Below are 19,193 nucleotides of genomic sequence, written 5' to 3'. Positions count from 1 at the left end.
TTGCCCGCCTCGTCGGTGGCTTCCACCACGACGTCTTTGGCGTCCACGCCCGCCGGATTCGGCTGGATGCTCCAGTGACCGTCAGCATCCGCCACCGTGCTGGTCACGCTGTCGCTGACCGGATCGGTGATTACGATCACCGCGCCCGGCTCGGCGTTACCGGCCAGCTCGTCCTCGGTGTTGTTCGTGATTTCCGGAGCCGCCGTGCTGGTGTCAACGGTAAAGCTCCAGTCGCCGTCTGCCTGCGGGCCTTCGTTGCCCGCCGCGTCCACCGCCGCAACCGTCAGGTCGTGGGAGGTGCCGTCCGCCATATCCTGCTCCGGCGTCCAGCTCCACTTGCCGTCCGCGTCCACCGCTGCGCTGCCGACGAGCTCGCCGTTGTCATAGATGTTGACGTGATCGATGTCGGCGGTTGCGTCGCCGGAAAGGGTCGGCCGCGCGTCGTCGGTGACCGAGCCGCTGGCAATCTCGCCGGTGATCGCACCGACGTCGTCCGTCAGGGTGACTGAGTCACTGACAATGCCGGAGTTGATGTTATCTGGAGGAGTTATGTCCGGTCGGGAACCGTTGGACGGCGGAGAGACATTACCCGCAGGATCGACAACCACGATAGTTACGTCGGTATCCCCTTCATTGACAGGGTTAGGCTGGATACTCCAGTCACCATTTTCATCAACTACAACCGTGGTGGTTTCACCGGTACTGCCATCGGAAATAACCACAGTTGAACCAGGTTCTGCTTTACCTGAGATTTGTTCATCATCATTGCTATTTATAACCGCCGCTTCTGGCGAAGAGGTGTCAGTAAACTCTTCAGTCAGGCTACCGCTATTGCCCGCACTATCAGTTACCGTAACAGTGACGGTGCCATTTGGTTGTGAAGTCGGTGCTTCCACATACCAGTTACCTTCACTGTCCGTCTGGGTCGTGATCTGGGTGCCATCAGGCAGTTGAATGACAACCTGTGAGTCAGGGCTATTCGATGTTCCGGAAAACTCTGGACGACCATCATTATCACTGTCCGCAACAGGATCAAGTGTCACCGATACACTCTTAGCGGAAGAGTCATGGCCACTGCTACCACGCCCGGACGCACCAATAGCAACGCCGCCTGCCGCGCCGCCCAGCAGCATAAAAGGCAACCAACCAAAATTGTTGTGACTGGCAGTCAGCGGATCGGCACTGGCATATCCTTCACCACCTAATACCTGTTCACCGCTCTGACCTTCAGTTAAAGCTGGCGGGTATTCAGCCACATCGCCGGAAGTCGGCACATATTCATAAAATTGACCGTTTTCGCCCAGCCCAATCAGATGAACGTTTTCATTATCATAATAATCTTCCAGCACAATATCAGGATGCTGAGAATCATCCTGGCTAAAGAAAAGCTGCAGATTATTGCCAACGCGCCTGGTTACAACCATTTGCGGAGCATGTCCTGTAGCGCTATCGATCAGTTCTATATTTAATGCACCCTGATGCGGAACTTTGATCGTTGTAGGATTTTCAGATTTTGTATCAACAGTGTATGAAGAGATAATACCCTTCACACCACGCAAGTTCACTTTCAACATAACAACCTTCTTAATTAACGAGGATTGATTAAATTCAATAGAAATAAGGCTTTCACAAACCCTTAATCTCTATATTCATATATTTCGAATAACCGTGATTTTATGACGAGATAATCTGCAATCCTGACATTGCTTCCAGCACAACTCTTGATTCTGGAGTCAGTGAACGGCATTATCAGAACTGATTAATAAAAAATATGGTGCCAGATTGCATCAATGCAGTGAGTATGCAGCGCCCTGAGCTTTACTGCTTTTATCAGCTATCTTCATAGCATTGCTCTGAGCATGACTACTGTCAGAATTTAATAGTGAAGAAGCCACCGGGTGATTCAATAGTTTTGACTCGCTCGCTTCAGAACAAGAACGTTCATTCACTACACGCGATAACGTACGTGATTGTGCTTTGAGACTGGTTAAAACAGATTCAGCTTCCTTTGCAGGCACCAGACGCGCCGTGATTTTCTGCTGATCATTTACCGCTAACTGATAGTAATAGCGCTCACCTGATTTCAGCTCTGGTGTGGGTACTTCAATTTTTGCTGGCTGGACAAAATCATGCTGGCTGAACATAACGTCCAGTTTTTTCTGGCCAGGACACACACTAATTTCAGTCCCTCTATCACCTGACATTACGCTAGTATAGTATTGATTATTAACAAATACGTTAACGACGCGTTTTGATGCGGCAGGATTTTTTTCATCAATACGGTAGACAATAATGTGCGCACGCGGGTCGTGTATCTGCTCCGGCGCCTTGTCATTTTTGACTTCTTTAAACAACGATGGCGCAGGAGCGTTCTGCAATGGCGCCGCCTCAACATAATTGCAGTACAGGTAGCCTGTAAGTAATAAAACCATACTCAGCATTACTCCCTGCATAAATTTAAAGGGACTATTCGATGCTTTGCATGTTAAACGTGAATTATTTTCCATATAACTCTCCTTAAGGTGCTTAATCACTATATTTAAAACACCTTATATCCGATGTTGAACAGGAGTTGACAACTCCTTAAAAAATAAAAAATGGGAAATTTAAACAGCGCAGAAGGGTGAGCCTACGCCTCTGGATAACGTTAAATCTCATTTACATTGATAACTCCTTTGTAAAGTTCAAGCAACGAGACATCATTGATAAATGCATTAAATTCTTTGTCTCCTTTCAGAGCGAACTTTCTCATCACATTATATTTATGTGCATAGATTGTTTTAACTGACAAATCTAACCTTTTTGCTGTCTGGATTACACTGTATCCTTTCTTCAAAAAACTAAGCACCTGAAGTTGCACCACGGTGATACGTGCAAATTCGCACCGTAAACAGTCTGAAGGCAGATATCCCATAACTCTTCCCTGAGTGTTTAACCAGGCCTTGGTTATTTTCTCAGTGATTAAACGTACCGAATCCCTTTTTGACACTTCAAGCAAAGATTGATAACAAAATGGTAACGGGTTTTTAATTTTCTCTCCGAAATCATCGGTAAATACCAATATGATACTGCCAGGCTTTCGCTCGCGATAAGCGGGTTGACACATATAAAGACGCCATTGCGAAACATTGATCAGGATGAAGTCAGCCTGCCGCAGGTTATGACTATCAAAACCTGATAAAAATTTTACTTCTGCATCAGATAGCAGTGCCTCCTCAATTACCTTTGATATGCCCAGTCTGAAGAAGTAATTGTCATCCGTACAAACCACATTAACATCCATTTTTTCCCTTCAGCATCACAAAATTCACGATGACAAATATTATATTCAGGTGAACTTACCGTTAATCAGTACCAATTCGCCTTTCTCTTTTAGTTCCTTGAGCACTCTGCAAATGGAACTTTTTGATAAATGAGAACTATTTTCAATAAGATATAGTGCTGAAAATCGTTTCTTTAAATGAGTCGGCAGTTTTTTCCATCTTTCAATCAAAGAAAGAACTTCATCATATGAGTTACTTTTTGGTAACTGAATGTAATTCATCAGATCAGAATACTGTCCTGATAAAATAGACATTGCGTCATTAAAAAGATCTTTCTCAAAAACCAATCGCCAGAACACGTCATAGTCAATGAAACTGACTTTTCCATAATCGACTCGTTCCAGATAGACTGGCGGCTCGTCTAAAGCTGGAGTGACGCCGACAACAAACGGAGCGGATAAGATATTCAAAACCTTATTCTCGCCTTTAAGTTTAAGTAAAAAATCGCCGTCAAGAATGAACATAACGCGACGTACATGATCTTTAGTCAAATGATAACGGCGCTTGCCTCTTGAAATTTCATCTGGATTAGCAATCTGCGTAAATCCTGCTAATGCATCGATGATCCGTTCATGATTTTCAGTCACTCTATACATATTAATTAACTCAATCTAACTGACGCATTGGTCAGTGATTAGCAACAATTCGTAAAATCAGTTTTCTTTCGCCTGGTGTACTCGCTTACCTGAGCTCGCCTCCATAACTCGGGCAGTTAAAAATAGTCTTTATCGGTTCCACTATAATAAAACCGACCCAACAAAATTCAAAACCGCAAATACAAATAAATAAAGACATTCAGGCTAATAAAAGAAAGAATAACCAGATCTTACACCATTAAAATGCTGTTTAGTTAGCACATAAATCTACTTTGTAGCACCTTACGGGCAGTGTTATAACTTTTTTCCTAAAAAAAGAATTTACCATTACCATTTGAAAGATGATGTTATGAGCATGCTATTTTAAAAGCACGTATTTAAACACCTCACTCAATTTTCCAGCATGGCTGAAAAGAAAAAAATCAAATTGGCATCAATGTTAATGCTCCTTACTAAAGTTACGCTGTCAGGCAGCATTGCATGGAAGGAATTAAACCACGGCACCCATTAAACAGATACTTAAATTGATTATCTTTATATATTTAGTTTTTTATCCTGATAAATATAATTTACCTAGATTAAATCACCATAAATTGGCAAATGGGATTTTTCCCTTTTTAATTCCACTTCTCAAATGACTTCACATTCAGGCAAGTGAAATCATTAACTCATGGCTTTATGCACAAGCTTATTCATAGATGAATCAGTTTCACTGAACCACGTTCATGGCATGCGCTTCCCGGATGCCAGATAATTTTAAGCATCAGGCATAAGCAGTGCTGTTAATGGTTAAATCACGCATAAGAATAATTTACGCTCAAAAAATTCCAGAATACCAACAGCAGTTAATTTTGTGTAAAAATATAATAGCCATATCCTTGCTTATGATAACAAAAGAAGAATTATGGATGTTTTACTATTTCATTTTTTATGACCACCCATTCTAATAGCGCCGTTCGCTAGAAGCGGCATAAATAATAATATTGAAAAAATGATACATGGAGATATCGATGAGAGAGTTAACATCTTTTGAAATGCAAAACGTTTCAGGAGCAGGTTTTTTTGACTTTATTGGTGCTGTAGTCGTTGGTGCCGTTACGGGTATTAGTTCTTTTGGTCTTAAATGGGGAATGAGTGGCGGAAGCACCGGTGGCGTGTTAGGCGTTGGTATTGTCTCTGCCGGTGTAGGTCTGATTGTCGGCGCAGTCCTTGGTCTTGTTGATGGTGCTTTATATGGTGCTATGAATGGCTGGGATAGCACGGCAGGCTGGTTTAACGCGGTCGTTGAAAACCAGTTTGATCCTAATGCATCTGTAATTACAGCTTAAGGAAACAACATGCGTGAATTGAACAATAAAGAAATCGAAGGCGTTAGCGGTGGTTCATTAACTTCGGTGATCCTGGATTTCTTTAAGCAGCTAGGCGCAAGCTCAGAAGAGAAAACTGAATGGACGCGCCCAGACTCAATTCCAGCAGCGAACCCGGTTAGTGGGTCTGCCTTTGGCATGGGTATTGTTGGTGTCGCAGCAGCAGTCGTATTTGGATTGCTGATTTTCTAATTCTTTTGTGAGGAATGAATCCTCCAGGGAAGTGAACGATTATTAAACCGTTCATTAATTGATGTTATTAATTATTTTATACAAAGGAAAGTATATGAAAAAGTTATCTATGGTTGCTCTTGGTCTGATGCTGGCTGCTGCTCACGTTAATGCTGCTGAAGCTTCAGATGGCACCATTAACTTCACAGGAAATATTGCGTCTCAGACTTGTACTGTAAGCGTAAACGGCGGCGGCAGCACTGCAACCGTTACACTGCCTAAAGTAGCAAGTAGCATTTTAAGCACATCTGGTCAGACTGCAGGTAACACTCGCTTCACTATGGCGCTGAGCAATTGCTCAGCTACGACTGGTGACGTGTACGCTTACTTTGAACAAGGTGCCAACGTCAATGCTGATGGTCGCTTGACCAATACTGGTACTGCAACGAATGTTGACCTGCAGCTGCTTAGCGGAAATGACGTGTTGAACGCGGGTAGCACTGAGCAGACCACCTCTCCAAAAACTGTCGCTCTGACTGCTGGTGCAGGTACTCTGACTTATTCTGCTCAGTACTATGCAACTGGTGCAGCTACTGCTGGTACCGTCTTATCAGCTGTGAACTATTCAATCAATTACCTGTAATTGATTATGGTGGGAGCATCTGTTCCCACCTCTCTTCCTCTATCATCATTTCTGTCAAAATCATGAAAAAAAAAAGTTTTAAATTTTTGATCTCCTGTCTGCTGGCTTTTACGGTGACCTCATCGGCTTTTGCCAGCGTGACGATTATCGGCACCCGGGTAATCTACCCCGCAACAGAAAAAGAAGTCACAGTCCGCTTAGATAACCATGGCAATCAACCTGCGCTGGTACAGGCCTGGATTGACAATGGAAATCCTGATGAAGCACTGGATAAAATAAACGTACCGTTTGTCTTGCTACCGCCTGTTTTCCGTATGGAGGCTAACAAAGGACAGACATTACGTATCGTTTATACCGGTTCAAACCTGCCCAAAGATAAAGAGTCGGTATTCTGGCTTAACGTACTCGACATCCCTCCTCGCGATAAAAGCCTTGCGAATCAAAATCAGTTGCAAATGGCTATTCGTAGCCGCATCAAAATTTTCTTTCGCCCAGCCCGGTTCGATGCGATGCAAGCAACAGAAGCAGCGTCGGGTCTTATCTGGCATCAAGGGGAGAAAGCGAATCAGCTGACAGCAACCAATAACTCTTCGTTTTACGTCAACGTTTCACAGATCAATGCCGAGGATAACGCGGGGCGAAAAGTAGTCAGTGAAAAGGGAGATATGCTTGCACCAGGCGAAACAAAAAGCTTCTCCCTAAAAGGATTGAACGCAAATCAAATAAAAACAAACTTTCATTATCAATATCTGGATGATTATGGCGCTGCACGCAATGTAGACGCCAAAATTAGTCAGTAACTTTGGTAACTCATCAGGGGTAATAATGATGGCAAGGATGATTAAAAATAATAAACCAACGGCAAAAATATTTTACCGATCTTTTCTGGCGCTTTTTTTAACTGCATCAACAGGCGCCGCATTTGCAGAAAATTCGTATGATTTTGACGAATCATTTGTGAAGAATTTACCGGGCGTTAAAGTTGATGTGGCCCGCTATGCAACCGGTAACCCTATTGATCCTGGTACTTATACGCTGGATATTTTCCTGAATGGTCGTCAGATTGGTCGGGAAAATGTTCAGGTCATTCGTGAAGGGGCGGGTACCAAAGCGTGCCTTTCCTATGATCTGGTCAAAAGCTTGTCACTTAAGGACACAGTTTTTAGCCCGGGACAAGCTGAAGATTTGCGCTCTGGTAAACAGTGTATGGCGCTGGAGGAGGTAGTTAAAGAGAGTCATGCAGCTATCAATTCTGCCGATATGCAGATGGATATCTCAATTCCGCAAATTTATCTGTTGCGATCTGCGCGCGGCTACGTTGCGCCAGAATTCTGGGATAAGGGTGAAACAGCACTTACGCTAACCTATAACACCAACTATTATCGCTCTGTAAATCACGGTCAGCCATATGACTCATTTTATGGCCGTGCACTGGCGGGTTTTAACCTTGGCGGATGGATGTTCCGTCACGATGGTTCTCTCAGCTGGCAACGTCAAAAAAACAACGAGTATCATCATTACGATGCAATTAATACCTATGTCCAGCGTGATATTCCGCAAATAAAATCACGGCTGTTATTAGGTGAAGGCAATACCAGTGGCGAAATTTTCGATACGCTTTCTTTTCGTGGTGCGCAAATATCTACAGTTGACCAGATGTGGCCAGACTCTCAGCGAGGCTATGCACCAGAAATCCGCGGCGTAGCCCGAACCAACGCTCAGGTAACTGTATCGCAAAATGGCAACAAAATTTATGAAACGACGGTTTCACCAGGCCCTTTTAATATCACCGATCTTTATCCTACAGGCTACGGTGGTGATTTAGACGTGACCGTGAAAGAAGCTGACGGCGGTGAGACCCGTTTCTCAGTTCCTTACGCAGCGATGACGCGTCTGAAACGTCCGGGCATGACTTTTTATAGTCTGACCGGTGGTGTATCCCGAAAAGACAATATGGTTTATACACCTTCGGTCTATCAGGGCACTATTCAGCATGGTTTTAGCAATAGTCTGACCGGTTACTCAGGTATTCTGGGATCAGATAACTACACCTCTGTGCTGTTGGGAGGTGCATTTGGTTTACCTGTTGGTGCGATCTCACTGGATATTACTGGGGCTCAGACAAAATATGGTGATGAGAAAAAGCAAGGTGTAAGTTATCGGGCAACTTATAGTAAGAAGGTTTCTCAGACTAACACGAATTTTACTCTGGCGGCTTACCGCTTCTCATCATCCGGTTATTACAGTTTTGATAATGCATTACAAATCAATAACTATTATAAAAAAAATCATAAAAACAGTTCGTCAAATTATCTTTCGCGCCCCAAACAACGTTTTTCTATGACGGCAAGCCAAAATTTTGGGGAGTCATATGGGAATATCTATCTTACTGGTTTTGTTCAGAATTACTGGGATTCTGCCGGAACAAATACGCAATTTCAGCTGGGTTACAATAATACAATTGGTCGGGTCTCCTATACTTTATCAGCAAACCGATTATTATATTCAACCGGCGGGCATGACACTCAACTGTCACTCGACTTCTCGGTGCCAATTGGCAGCGATAGTCAAAGTTATGTAACCGGAAGTGCGACACATAATAAACAAGGTGTGAATGCACAAACAGCAGTTAATGGTGTTCTGGGTGAACATGACCAATATAACTATAACGTTGGAATAGCGCGCGATACTGATAATGAGAAGTCCGGTTCAGTTAGTGGGCAGTACCGTTCGCCCTACAGTATGCTGACGGCGTCTTATACTAAAGGGGAAAACTATTATTCTGCCTCGGGTGGTATCAGCGGTGCGGTAGTCGCTTTACCTGATAGCATTAATTTCAGCGCTTATCAGTCTACGACTTATGCTGTTGTTACCGCAGAAGATGCAGAGGGCGCGCGTGTACTCGGCTATCCCAATATTGTGTTAAACGGCAGCGGCAAAGCTATTGTGCCAAACCTTAACCCGTACCGGATAAACGAACTGGCCATCGACCCAAAAGGAATTCCACTGGATGTTGAGCTTGAATCAACTCAGCAGCGCGTTATTCCTGTTGAGGGTGCAGTCGTCAGACTTGATTATAAAACCAGCAAAGGAAAGCCACTGTTAATTCGGGCTAATCAGCCGAACGGAAATGCCTTGCCATTTGGTGCAACGGTTAATGATGAAGACGGTAACCTTATCACCACTGTTTCACAGGGTGGTCAGATTTATGTGAGGTTAAATAAAGATGTCAGCCGCCTGCATATTTCCTGGGGTAAAGCAGCCAGTGATAAGTGTCTGGTTAACCTGGAGTCCGGTATTGTTAATTCCAGTGAAAACAACACCCTTGCAAGGCTCACAACAACATGCAGCAGCGATCAATCAAAACCTGTTCGCTACGTGTCTAACGGCGAAATGAACAAAGATAATCAGGGTTAATCGGGTGACATTATGATGTTTATTAACTTTAGAAGGACACTGACCAGAATAGTCAGCATCATGATTATGGTATCTGGTTTCGTCATGCTAGCACCAATTAATGCGAACGCGGCAGATGATGTCACACTGACGTGCAAAAAATCTCTTTCTGATGCGGTATTAGATTTCCGCTCACTGGGGATAAATATTTCGGCAGCTGTTCCGGTGGGCACGGTCGTTTATAGTGGCAATTTAACAGTCACGTTCAAATGTGCCCTGGATAATCTGCAACAGTTTTTTGATGGTTTAACGGGAGAAGTGTACTTAAAGCGTAAAACAATTGCTGAAGATGCACTCGGTTATGGCTTAACCATTTATACCGGTTACGGTGGTGAAATGTCCACCGACGCTGCCAATATTCCTACCGGCAACAAGATCGCTACTTACGCGTTAACCAGTGGCGGTACAGTCGGTGCTTATACTGATGTCACATTGAATGTGCCTTTTCAGATTGTGCGGACGTCAAACTCGATGGCTGGCCCCAATTTGCTTCCGGACTATGTCAACGTATTTGATGTAGGCTCATTGGTACCAGGAAATGACCTGAAACTTTATGTCAGATATATTAAAAGCGGCATCACTGTGAGGGATCAAACCTGCTCAGCAGCAGGCGATGTTAACCCGAGGGTGTCATTAGGGAGTTACACAGCGAATACCAGCAGTGGGTTGGGTTCCGGTATTGGACAAACCAGCCCATCTACCGCTTTTAATCTTCAGCTTAACTGTGAGGCACTTCTTTCAGGTACCTTTGACGTTATGATGCAGTTGGATGGGGATGCGGCTGATGGGCTATCGGATGTCGGCGTAGTTTCTCTGAACTCGACCTCAACTGCCAGCGGAGTGGGTGTTCAGATTCTGAATGAAAGTCAGCAACCTGTTGCACTGGCAGCACCATACAGAGTTGCAGCTTATCCACTGTCGTCAGCATTGATAACAGTGCCCTTATATGCACGTTATTACCAGACTGCTGCCACAATAACCCCTGGTAGTGCTAACGCAGTTGCTACCTATACCATTAGTTATCAGTAACCATATGGGCTCTTCGGAGCCCTTTACCAGACTTTATAAACTGAGAAAGGATTTTATCAGTGGATAGGCCATTAAAAGGAAGGAGGTTTAAAGTTGGTGTCTCTGATGAGAGTCCTTTTATTTTTTATTCAATACAAAAAATACTCTCAACCGGATTTCACAACCTGGACATTGCAGCATACCCGGTAGAAGCAGAAAATCTTTTTGTAAAACTGAATAGCGATCCTCCTGATATATTAATTACTGATTTTTGCTTTAACTTTGAACGTAATGATTTGAACGGCGTTAGAAAGCTAGAAGAAATTTACAACCATAATGCTAACCTTAAAATCATTATCTTTACGGCACAGAATAGCCCCGCCATTTTGAAAAGAATATTGCAAATTCCGGTAAATGCAATAGTGAGCAAACGTGATGATATACGGGATCTGGTAGAAGCTTTGCACTGGGTTTGCTCATCGAATTCTGAAATATTTTATTCAGAAAAGATGAAAGATCTGGCGCATTCTGCTTCAGAGGAGCCCGCACAGACTCTTTTATCACCCGCAGAAGTTGAAGTAATCAGACTTTTTGCTATCGGGTACAGTTTAATGGAGATAGCTAAAGCACGTAAACGTAGTATCAGTACGGTTGCAACGCAGAAATATAACGCCATGCGTAAACTTCAGCTGCAGTCTAATACTGATTTGATTAAATATGTCTTTGCCCAGCAACTCATTTAATTTCGGGCTTAATTTTTAAGAAACAGCGAGCATCATGAAATTTTATAATTTTAAAATTGCATTTATTGTACTGTCCTGCGTGCCATTTGGATCTTATGCGACCAGCTTACAGCAGGCTGCCCGAGCCGCATTAACCTATGACTCTGCATTGCAATCCAGCCAGATGACCAGTGAAGCCGATCAGCAAAAATACTGGCAGGGTATGGCCGGAATGTTGCCCACATTGACGCTCGAAGGAAACTGGGATCGTCAGGAACAGCCGGATAAAAAATATCAAAGTGGTGTAACAAATCACAGTTACGATCTCAGTGTCAGACAACCCCTGTTTGATATGAGTAAATATGCTGGCTGGCGTAAAGGCGTTGCTATTGCCAATACCGCTGAAGCCCAGTCAAAAAAAGCTGAAGAAAAGTTATTAAATGCGATCAGTAATGCCTACTTTTCGGTGCTCTATCAGCAGGAAGTTTTACAGGCTGCGAAAGCTGCCAGTCACAACTTCAAACAACAGCAGCAAAAACTGCAGGCCGGTATTCTGAATGGACAAAACACTCGTACAGAGCTGGATGAAGCTAAGGCCAATTACGCTCTTGCTCAGGCCAAAGAAATAGAGGCGAGTAGTCAGTTATTGCTGGCTGGAGAAGCATTTCGTCGCTTATCGGGTGTCAGCCCGGACACTGTCGAGCCGGTAAACTTTCAGTGCCTTAACGCTTCGCCCTACGCTTCTTTAACTGATGCGATTAATGCCAGCCAGCAACGTAACACTGAAATCAAAATTGCCCTGTTTCAGAATGATCAGGCCGATGCTGATGTATTGGCTGCAGATGGCGCACATATGCCTGTCGTGTCACTTTACGCCAGATATGGCAAAAACTGGAGCCGTAACGATAACGACGATAATTTACTTTATGATGCTATTTTTGGCACTAACTCTAAAAGTAATAATCTGCAGTATGGCGTTAACGTTTCTATTCCATTATTCGCGGGTGGCAGCCAGATTTCACAATCTTATGAAGCTGCCTATCGCCGTCAGGCAGCGAAATATTCCACCATGGAAGCACAACGCAAAGCGGCTACAGATACACGTTCAGCATGGCTTAGTCTTACGAATGGAAAAGCGTTAATCAACGCGCAGAAAAATGCCGTCGAGTCTTCACGCGAAAAAGTGGTGTCTGTTCAATATGGCCGGGAAATGGGTTTCCGTACGGTAAATGATGAGCTTGATGCTCAGCAAAAATATTTTAGCGCACTTAAAGATCAGGCTGAAGCTCGCTTCAATTACCTGAACGCCCTCATTAATCTGGCACAAAGTACCGGATCACTATCAATCGACATGCTGAATTTTTTTCAGTGCCGTTAATCCCTTACTCATGATGATTATATAAATGGAACAGTCACTATTCCGTCAGGAGGCACTTGATGCAGCCAACCGTGGAAACCTGGGTATTGTGGCGCTCTATTGCCCACCTTATCGCTGGTTAGTTATTTCCGTTGTAGTGCTGATCACTGCCGCGACAGCGCTTTTTTTTATATTTGGCAGCTATACAAAATATGAATCCTCTACCGGAGAACTGCTGCCTAAAAATGGCATGCTGATCATTCCGCCCCCCGTAAGCGCTACGGTGGTCGATATTCCGGTAAAAGAGGGCCAGCATGTTGAAAAAGACGATGTGCTGATGGTGTTGTCATCAGAGGTTTCAACACAGTTAGGTCAGACTCGTCAGGTTATTGCCGAGAATCTGAAAGGCCAGCGTGAAAGGCTTCAGCAGGATCTGGTGACGCTTGAAAAGCTTCACCAGGTTGAAATGAAGGGCCTGACCGACACTATCGCCAGTCTGAAACTGCAGCAGGAGCAGTTGAAGCTGCAACTGACACACCGTCGGAAACAGGTTTCCCTGGCGAAAATGCAGTTGGACAAGCTGGAAGCCATGCACAACGAAGGGTATGCCTCAAGCCGTCAGATGGAAGAGCAGGAGTCTAATCTGCTCGATAGCCAGGCGCGCTACCAGGAATATCAACGTCAGCTGTTGGACATCTCGCAAAAAATTGTTCAGACCGAGCAACAGCTGCATGAAAAACCGCTGGATGACGAGAAAAAGCGTAACGATATCGAGCGCCAACTGGCTGATAACCGTCAGTCGATGGCTGAAAATGAAGCGCGCCGCTCGTTTGAATTACGTGCGCCTAAAAGCGGGTATGTCGGCATGATTATGGTCAAAAATGGACAGATGCTCACCGCAGGTCAGTCAGCCATAGCAGTTTTGCCAAGCAATACTGAACTGGTCGCCCGCATCATGGTAAACACGCAGTCCATTGGTTTTATCCAACCGGGACAGCGGGTGGTGCTGCGCTACAAAGCGTTTCCTTATCAAAAGTTTGGTCAACAGTATGGAAAAGTTATCGAGGTTTCACGCACCGCTCTGTCTCCTCAGGAAGTCACTACGTTAACCGGCAAAAATAATATTCAGGAACAGCAGTACCGCGTGCTGGTCTCCCTGGACAAACAATCAATTACTGCTTATGCGCAGAATGAAAAACTCAAGCCGGGTATGGCGCTGGATGCCGATTTTATCGTCGACAAACGTCGTCTTTATGAATGGGTGCTGGAGCCAATTTTTGCGCTTGGACACAAAATCTCTCTCTGATTAAAAGGTCTGTTCTGTGTTGTTATTAGAGAAACTCAATTTTAAATGGTTTAACCGCCTGCCGATGATTCGTCAGTCACAGGCGACGGAATGTGGTCTTGCTTGTCTGGGGATGATTGCCAATTATCACGGTCATGAAATCGACATGATCACCCTGCGTCGCAGGTTCGCAACGTCGCTTAAGGGTGCAACACTTAGTGATGTCATTGCCATGGCACAACAACTCAATATGAGTTCCCGTGCGTTACGCGTTGATATGGAAGAGCTGTCTAAATTACGCATGCCCTGCATTCTGCACTGGGAATTGAACCATTTCGTTGTGCTAAAAAAAGTGCGCGGCAATAAGATCACGCTTCACGATCCTGCACGCGGCATTCGGGAACTGACCTTTAAAGAAGCATCACCGGCGTTCACCGGCGTTGCACTGGAGCTGGTTCCCTCCTCCACTTTTGAGGTCAAAAAAGAAAAAGAAAGCATCTCGATGATGAAGCTGGTGGGCAGTGTGACAGGGGTGAAATCTGCCTTTGCCCAGGTGCTTATCCTGTCCATCGCTCTGGAGCTTTTCGGCGTACTCTCCCCCTTCTTTATGCAGTGGGTGATGGATATGGTGCTGGTCTCCGCAGATTACTCACTACTCTCCTTGCTCGGGATCGGCTTTATCATGATTGCGTTGTTTCAGACCATGATTACAGCGCTGCGCTCATGGGTGATGAGCTGGTTCTCAAGCCAGCTCAGCGTGCAGTGGACGGTCAATGTCTGTCACCATATGTTAAAGCTGCCACTTGAATGGTTCGAATCCCGTCACGTTGGTGACATTCTGTCCCGCTATGGCTCGCTGAACACCATCCAAAGTACGCTGACCAGCCGCTTCATTAGTACTGTACTGGATGGGGTAATGTCGATCGTGACAGTAGTGATGCTGTTTATCTATAACGCTAAGCTTGCCTGGCTGGTAATTGGCCTTTTTGTCGCCTATGCACTGTTACGCTTCTTGGCTTATGATCCTGTTCGCCGCGCCAACGAAGAGCAAATCATCAGTTCAGCCCGCACGCAATCTTCATTACTGGAAACGCTTCGCGGTATCCAGGCGGTAAAAACCAATAACAAGCAGGTGCCTCGTCTCTCCGCCTACATGAATTTCCTGGTGGATACGACCAACAAAGGCATTGTGATTCAGAAGCTTAACATTTTGTTTGGTTCCGCCCAGGGATTGCTCACTTCTGTAGGCAGGGTCGTACTGGTCTGGCTGGCTGCGCTGCAAGTACTGGATGGCAACTTCTCTGCAGGTATGCTTACCGCCTTTATTAGCTTCTCCGATCAGTTTATGAGCCGCGGTGCAGGTCTGATCAACGCCGTAATCGACTTCAGAATGCTGCGTATGCATGGTGAACGACTGGCCGATATCGTGTTGTCAGAAACTGAAGTCAGCTCAGAAGCCAGTCCGGTACTGGTGAGTAAAGATACGCATGATGAGACAGAAACGCCGCAGGATATCAAACTAACGGATATCCGCTTCCGCTATGCACCTACCGAACCCTGGGTAGTAAATGGTGCCAGTCTGGAAATTAAGGCTGGCGAAAGCGTTGCGATTGTCGGCCCTTCAGGTCAGGGAAAGACCACCATGGCCAAAATCATTCTGGGTCTGCTGCACCCGGAAGGTGGAACAATCACCGTGGGCGGAATGGACATTACCCAGACAGGACTTGAACACCATCGTAACCGTATCGGCTGTGTTATGCAGGATGACATCCTGTTCTCAGGCTCGATCAGTGAAAATATTAGCTTCTTTGATAATAATCCTGACCACGCAAAAATTACCCGTGTAGCACGCCTGGCGCAAATTCACGGCGATATCATGAAAATGCCGATGAACTATCAAAGCCTTGTCGGTGATATGGGATCGTTTCTCTCTGGCGGGCAGCTGCAGCGTATTCTGCTAGCTCGCGCCCTCTACCGCGAACCAAAAATACTGGTACTGGACGAAGCAACCAGTCATCTGGATATCTATAACGAAGCGCAGATCAACAATGCAATAAAGCAAATGAAAATCACCCGAATCATGATTGCACATCGCCCGGAAACCATAATAAGTGCAGATAAAATCGTCCTGTTAAATAACGGTACGCTCAGTGAAGTTACCGCAGAGCAGTTATTTGGCCAGACAGAAAAAACTAAAGAAATGGAGATTACACATGGATAAAAATATTTGTCGGTTTAGCGAAGGTATGATTACTTTACCGGAAGGCTACTGCGAGCGAACCCTGAACACGCTGGCGGATCCCCGTTCAGCGATGCCACCCGTCACTATTTCTCGTGATAAACTGGCCAATCACAACAATCCAGAAGAATATATCAGCAGTCAGCTTGCTATTCTGCAGAGACAAATGAAAGACTGGCAGCAGCAGGCAAATCAACCCGTGGTGTTGGGCGATAATCTGAGCACAGGCATCATGATTACTTATGATTTTCTGCGCCCGGATAATATCCGGCTTTATCAAAAGCAGGCGATTTTCACCTTAAACCTGGAGGATGTATTAATTTTCTCTTTGTCAAAGGCTGCCCCCCTGACCGATGAAGAAATTCAGCTGTTTAATAATATCCTGAAGAGTTTCCAGAGCTGGCCCTGATACTTTTCCTCAGCAAAGCCTGACGACATAACGTTAAAAGAAAAACCGGGCAGGATAAACCCTTCCCGGTTTCATGCATTCTGAACACCGCTAAATTAGCCGTTTACAGAGCTTAGTAACGCTGGCAGGTAAAGAGATAGGAGATCGGCCCACCGATAATATAGGTATTTTTATCAATCTTATCGACATCCAACTGCAGATGCGTTGGATCCAGCGTGATCTCTGCTAACAACTTATTAAAGATGACATCAGGGGTAGTATCAGTATTCGAAGTGACAACTTTGCTGATCTGATACCGGTAAGTATCATCGGAAATTTTAGCGCCATTGATTAATGCAACCCTTCTGTTAAGAATAGTAACACCGTCATTGCTCGTTGCCTGCCCATTCAGCAACAGATAGCCTGAATCCTTTTTATCAAAACGTAAATCCTGGGCAACAGCGAACTCAATTCTTTTATCATCATTACGACTGAGATCGTAACGGCTAAACGCTGAGCATCGAAAAGGAAAATCTTTGGCCTGATGTGTTAAGTAATAAACCCCTGCAAAAGTCACCATTAATAGCGCAGCCAGCATGAAGATAATATTAATACCAATGCTCCGCTTCATCCCATTCTCCAGTCAAGATAATAAAAATTGTCGCATGAGATGATATGACCATCGCTATTAATTTTACACGATGAAAGAATTGTTCTTCCGAAATTCTTAGTAGTAAAAGAGGTGTTTTTATCAAAAATAATCCGGTGACCCGCATCGCAGGTTTGATTATTTTCCCTTAGAATTTGCACTATTTGCTTACCCAATGCCTGTCGTTCAACCTCATCCAGACCCTGCAATAATACTGCTTCGCAGCCACCTTCAAGTTTAATGGCACTCATTGGAATAATTTGCTCGTCAGGACGAGATACCGTGAAATACCAGAGCACCATGCCCAGCAATATCAGAGCAACAGAAGCAAACCAATATCGCCGGGTGACGTTAACGGACGTAGCTGGCAGCTGATTACCGGGCGGAGTGGCAGGCAGGACAACGTTTTCAGCAGACCCTTCAGTTATACTTCCTTCCGATATGTCATCAGTTAAAACTTCCGTCACCCCCATGACCGGGGCTGATTGACGTTCAATTTTAATATCGGTATTCAGGCGTATACCAATTTTCGGGATGGTGATAATCAGATTTTCACAACCATAAGCCGCGAGCGCCCTGCGCACAATACTCAGATATTGATTCAGATTACTATTCGAACCACGCAGGCCATATTTATCCCAGACCTCGGTCAGCAACGTATCACGCGCCAGTATTTCTCCTCCGGAATTCAGTAACTGTTCAAAAAGCCGACCTGAAGAAATACTTAGGCTCAGCGATTCCTGAGTAGGAATGTGGCTAAGCGTGCAGTCATCAGAATTGTAAGAAACCTGATCATCGATTATGTAAATCATTAAGAAATCACTGAATTTCCGCTCATTTATCGACAGTATAATTCAGCTTATATGAAGAAGCACTACAGACGCGTTAATCAGGCGATTAAGGAAATTTTTACAGATTAGCCAGCAGAACGGGCCGGGCAGAGTGCGTCACTGCCCGGCAGCTGGCTAATAATTTAAGAAACGACGAAGAATCATAAAGTTAGCGGCAATTTTTATGGCTGATTAGCGGCAGCAAACTCCGCATAATTACTTTGTGTAATGGTTTTATAGGGGATCCAGTTCAGTGATTCGACTTTCTGTTTATCCAGTAACGCTTTCACGACTTTCACAGCGCCTGTCGCCTGCCCTTTCGCATCCTGGAAAATAGTCAGCGTCATCTTTCCATTTTTGACGAACTGCTGACCATCAGGCGTGCCATCGATCCCGGCAACCAGAATGTGGCTGTTTTTCGCCTGATTCAGCGCCATAATAGCCCCGATAGCCATTTCATCATTATTGGCGGCGATTGCATCGATCGGTCGCTGATTAAGCAGCCAGCCCGAAACTACGTCTACCGCTTCATTACGCTGCCAGCGTGCAGTCTGTTTTTCGATTACCGCCATCTGCTTATATTTAGCGATCACCGCTTCAACGGCACGCGTCCGTTCCCGCGCTTCTTCATTTGATAATGCGCCCATTAAAATGGCGACATTGCCCCGATAGTTCATCTGTTTTGCCAGCGCTTCCATCTGCATCTCACCCCCCAGGGCAGAGTCAGAACCGACATAGGCCATACTGGACGGTAATTTCACTTCCGGTTTACGGTTAACAAACACCAGCGGAATGCCCGCCGCTTCTGCCGCTTTCACCATCGGCAGTACGCCCTGTGTATCGACCGGGTTGAGAATAATGGCATCCACGCCCTGATTGATAAAGTCTTCAACCTGCTGTACCTGAAGAGCTACATCCCCTTTGGCATCGACGAACTGCCCATCCATTTTCAGCGCTTTTATCTCATCCACCATCTGCGTCCGCAGAATCGATACGAAGTTAAGATCGAAATTAGCCAGTGCGACACCAATTTTAGGTGTTTTAGCCCAGGCGGTAACGCTGATCATCAGGCTGAGCAGCAGTGCTAACATTTTGGTTTTCATCGCGTAATCCTGTAGGGTTTATTATTGATAGAACCGCCGGGCAACAGGCAAATACC

18 protein-coding genes are annotated in these 19,193 nt (G+C 45.0%); 11 read left to right on the top strand and 7 right to left on the bottom strand.

Translation table 11 applies throughout. From position 1 onward, the window contains the following. From NR201_RS17475 to NR201_RS17460, 4 genes are all read right to left on the bottom strand, one after another. Positions 1-1,424: Ig-like domain-containing protein (locus tag NR201_RS17475; RefSeq protein ID WP_256850031.1), on the bottom strand; the 1,424-nt coding region annotated here is incomplete at its 3' end. A gap of 363 nt (positions 1,425-1,787) precedes the next feature. Next, entirely contained in the window at positions 1,788-2,507 is a 720-nt protein-coding gene (locus tag NR201_RS17470; RefSeq protein WP_256850030.1) for a hypothetical protein, read from the bottom strand. Positions 2,508-2,647: 140 nt separating this feature from the next. Continuing rightward, positions 2,648-3,283 carry a LuxR family transcriptional regulator gene (locus NR201_RS17465; protein ID WP_010256756.1) on the bottom strand — a complete coding sequence of 212 codons (636 nt, stop codon included), beginning with the start codon at positions 3,281-3,283 and terminating at the stop codon, positions 2,648-2,650. A gap of 45 nt (positions 3,284-3,328) precedes the next feature. Next, on the bottom strand, positions 3,329-3,919 hold the full coding sequence (locus tag NR201_RS17460; protein ID WP_033770258.1) for a helix-turn-helix domain-containing protein: 591 nt from the start codon (positions 3,917-3,919) through the stop codon (positions 3,329-3,331). Positions 3,920-4,929: 1,010 nt separating this feature from the next. Here NR201_RS17460 and NR201_RS17455 point away from each other — a divergent pair. The 11 genes from NR201_RS17455 to NR201_RS17405 all read left to right on the top strand — a co-directional run bounded on the left by NR201_RS17455 (position 4,930) and on the right by NR201_RS17405 (position 16,576). Beyond that, the gene (locus NR201_RS17455; RefSeq protein WP_010256762.1) at positions 4,930-5,247 is read left to right on the top strand and encodes a hypothetical protein; all 318 of its coding nucleotides are present in this window, start codon (positions 4,930-4,932) and stop codon (positions 5,245-5,247) included. Positions 5,248-5,256: 9 nt separating this feature from the next. Continuing rightward, positions 5,257-5,478 (top strand): hypothetical protein, encoded by a 222-nt coding sequence (locus tag NR201_RS17450; protein WP_010256766.1) that lies wholly within the window; start codon positions 5,257-5,259, stop codon positions 5,476-5,478. A 94-nt stretch (positions 5,479-5,572) separates the two neighbouring features. Further along, entirely contained in the window at positions 5,573-6,100 is a 528-nt protein-coding gene (locus NR201_RS17445) for a fimbrial protein (RefSeq protein ID WP_187492322.1), read from the top strand. Between the two features lie 62 nt (positions 6,101-6,162). After that, positions 6,163-6,900: a molecular chaperone gene (locus NR201_RS17440; protein WP_033759838.1), complete on the top strand. Its 738-nt coding sequence runs from the start codon at positions 6,163-6,165 to the stop codon at positions 6,898-6,900. Positions 6,901-6,925: 25 nt separating this feature from the next. Beyond that, positions 6,926-9,517 (top strand): fimbria/pilus outer membrane usher protein, encoded by a 2,592-nt coding sequence (locus NR201_RS17435; RefSeq protein WP_256850029.1) that lies wholly within the window; start codon positions 6,926-6,928, stop codon positions 9,515-9,517. A 12-nt stretch (positions 9,518-9,529) separates the two neighbouring features. Then, on the top strand, positions 9,530-10,585 hold the full coding sequence (locus tag NR201_RS17430; protein ID WP_010256778.1) for a fimbrial protein: 1,056 nt from the start codon (positions 9,530-9,532) through the stop codon (positions 10,583-10,585). A 59-nt stretch (positions 10,586-10,644) separates the two neighbouring features. Next, positions 10,645-11,307, top strand: coding sequence for a response regulator transcription factor (locus NR201_RS22760; RefSeq protein WP_010256781.1), 663 nt, complete (start codon positions 10,645-10,647; stop codon positions 11,305-11,307). Positions 11,308-11,341: 34 nt separating this feature from the next. Further along, positions 11,342-12,664, top strand: a complete 1,323-nt coding sequence (locus NR201_RS17420; protein ID WP_010256785.1) for a TolC family outer membrane protein — start codon at positions 11,342-11,344, stop codon at positions 12,662-12,664. A gap of 88 nt (positions 12,665-12,752) precedes the next feature. Beyond that, a complete protein-coding gene (locus tag NR201_RS17415; RefSeq protein WP_223564741.1) occupies positions 12,753-13,949 on the top strand; it encodes an HlyD family secretion protein in 1,197 nt (398 codons plus the stop codon). A 16-nt stretch (positions 13,950-13,965) separates the two neighbouring features. Next, a complete protein-coding gene (locus tag NR201_RS17410) occupies positions 13,966-16,149 on the top strand; it encodes a peptidase domain-containing ABC transporter (RefSeq protein WP_256850028.1) in 2,184 nt (727 codons plus the stop codon). Continuing rightward, a complete protein-coding gene (locus NR201_RS17405) occupies positions 16,142-16,576 on the top strand; it encodes a DcrB-related protein (protein ID WP_010256796.1) in 435 nt (144 codons plus the stop codon). Before NR201_RS17410 ends, NR201_RS17405 begins: the two co-directional genes overlap by 8 nt. 112 nt (positions 16,577-16,688) lie before the next feature. Here the strand turns inward: NR201_RS17405 and NR201_RS17400 are convergent, their stop codons facing one another. The 3 genes from NR201_RS17400 to NR201_RS17390 form a co-directional block, all read right to left on the bottom strand. After that, complete coding sequence (locus tag NR201_RS17400) at positions 16,689-17,186, bottom strand: FidL-like protein (protein ID WP_022624196.1); 498 nt, start codon at positions 17,184-17,186, stop codon at positions 16,689-16,691. Further along, positions 17,183-18,016 (bottom strand): winged helix-turn-helix domain-containing protein, encoded by an 834-nt coding sequence (locus NR201_RS17395; RefSeq protein ID WP_022624197.1) that lies wholly within the window; start codon positions 18,014-18,016, stop codon positions 17,183-17,185. The genes NR201_RS17400 and NR201_RS17395 overlap by 4 nt, the downstream gene beginning before the upstream one ends. Before the next feature lie 200 nt (positions 18,017-18,216). After that, positions 18,217-19,137 (bottom strand): substrate-binding domain-containing protein, encoded by a 921-nt coding sequence (locus NR201_RS17390; protein ID WP_010256805.1) that lies wholly within the window; start codon positions 19,135-19,137, stop codon positions 18,217-18,219. Positions 19,138-19,193: the final 56 nt, after the last annotated feature.

The organism is Pantoea sp. Fr-CA_6, assembly GCF_024520895.1.
GTDB classification, from domain to species: domain Bacteria; phylum Pseudomonadota; class Gammaproteobacteria; order Enterobacterales; family Enterobacteriaceae; genus Pantoea; species Pantoea agglomerans.
The sequence above is the reverse complement of the archived record's forward strand: the minus strand, read 5'-3'. Positions and strand labels throughout refer to the sequence as shown.

Coding starts and splice junctions, on each gene's coding strand:
- NR201_RS17470 (WP_256850030.1), bottom strand. CDS start 2,507: ATGGAAAATAATTCACGTTTAACATGCAAAGCATCGAATAGTCCCTTT.
- NR201_RS17465 (WP_010256756.1), bottom strand. CDS start 3,283: ATGGATGTTAATGTGGTTTGTACGGATGACAATTACTTCTTCAGACTG.
- NR201_RS17460 (WP_033770258.1), bottom strand. CDS start 3,919: ATGTATAGAGTGACTGAAAATCATGAACGGATCATCGATGCATTAGCA.
- NR201_RS17455 (WP_010256762.1), top strand. CDS start 4,930: ATGAGAGAGTTAACATCTTTTGAAATGCAAAACGTTTCAGGAGCAGGT.
- NR201_RS17450 (WP_010256766.1), top strand. CDS start 5,257: ATGCGTGAATTGAACAATAAAGAAATCGAAGGCGTTAGCGGTGGTTCA.
- NR201_RS17445 (WP_187492322.1), top strand. CDS start 5,573: ATGAAAAAGTTATCTATGGTTGCTCTTGGTCTGATGCTGGCTGCTGCT.
- NR201_RS17440 (WP_033759838.1), top strand. CDS start 6,163: ATGAAAAAAAAAAGTTTTAAATTTTTGATCTCCTGTCTGCTGGCTTTT.
- NR201_RS17435 (WP_256850029.1), top strand. CDS start 6,926: ATGATGGCAAGGATGATTAAAAATAATAAACCAACGGCAAAAATATTT.
- NR201_RS17430 (WP_010256778.1), top strand. CDS start 9,530: ATGATGTTTATTAACTTTAGAAGGACACTGACCAGAATAGTCAGCATC.
- NR201_RS17420 (WP_010256785.1), top strand. CDS start 11,342: ATGAAATTTTATAATTTTAAAATTGCATTTATTGTACTGTCCTGCGTG.
- NR201_RS17405 (WP_010256796.1), top strand. CDS start 16,142: ATGGATAAAAATATTTGTCGGTTTAGCGAAGGTATGATTACTTTACCG.
- NR201_RS17400 (WP_022624196.1), bottom strand. CDS start 17,186: ATGAAGCGGAGCATTGGTATTAATATTATCTTCATGCTGGCTGCGCTA.
- NR201_RS17395 (WP_022624197.1), bottom strand. CDS start 18,016: ATGATTTACATAATCGATGATCAGGTTTCTTACAATTCTGATGACTGC.
- NR201_RS17390 (WP_010256805.1), bottom strand. CDS start 19,137: ATGAAAACCAAAATGTTAGCACTGCTGCTCAGCCTGATGATCAGCGTT.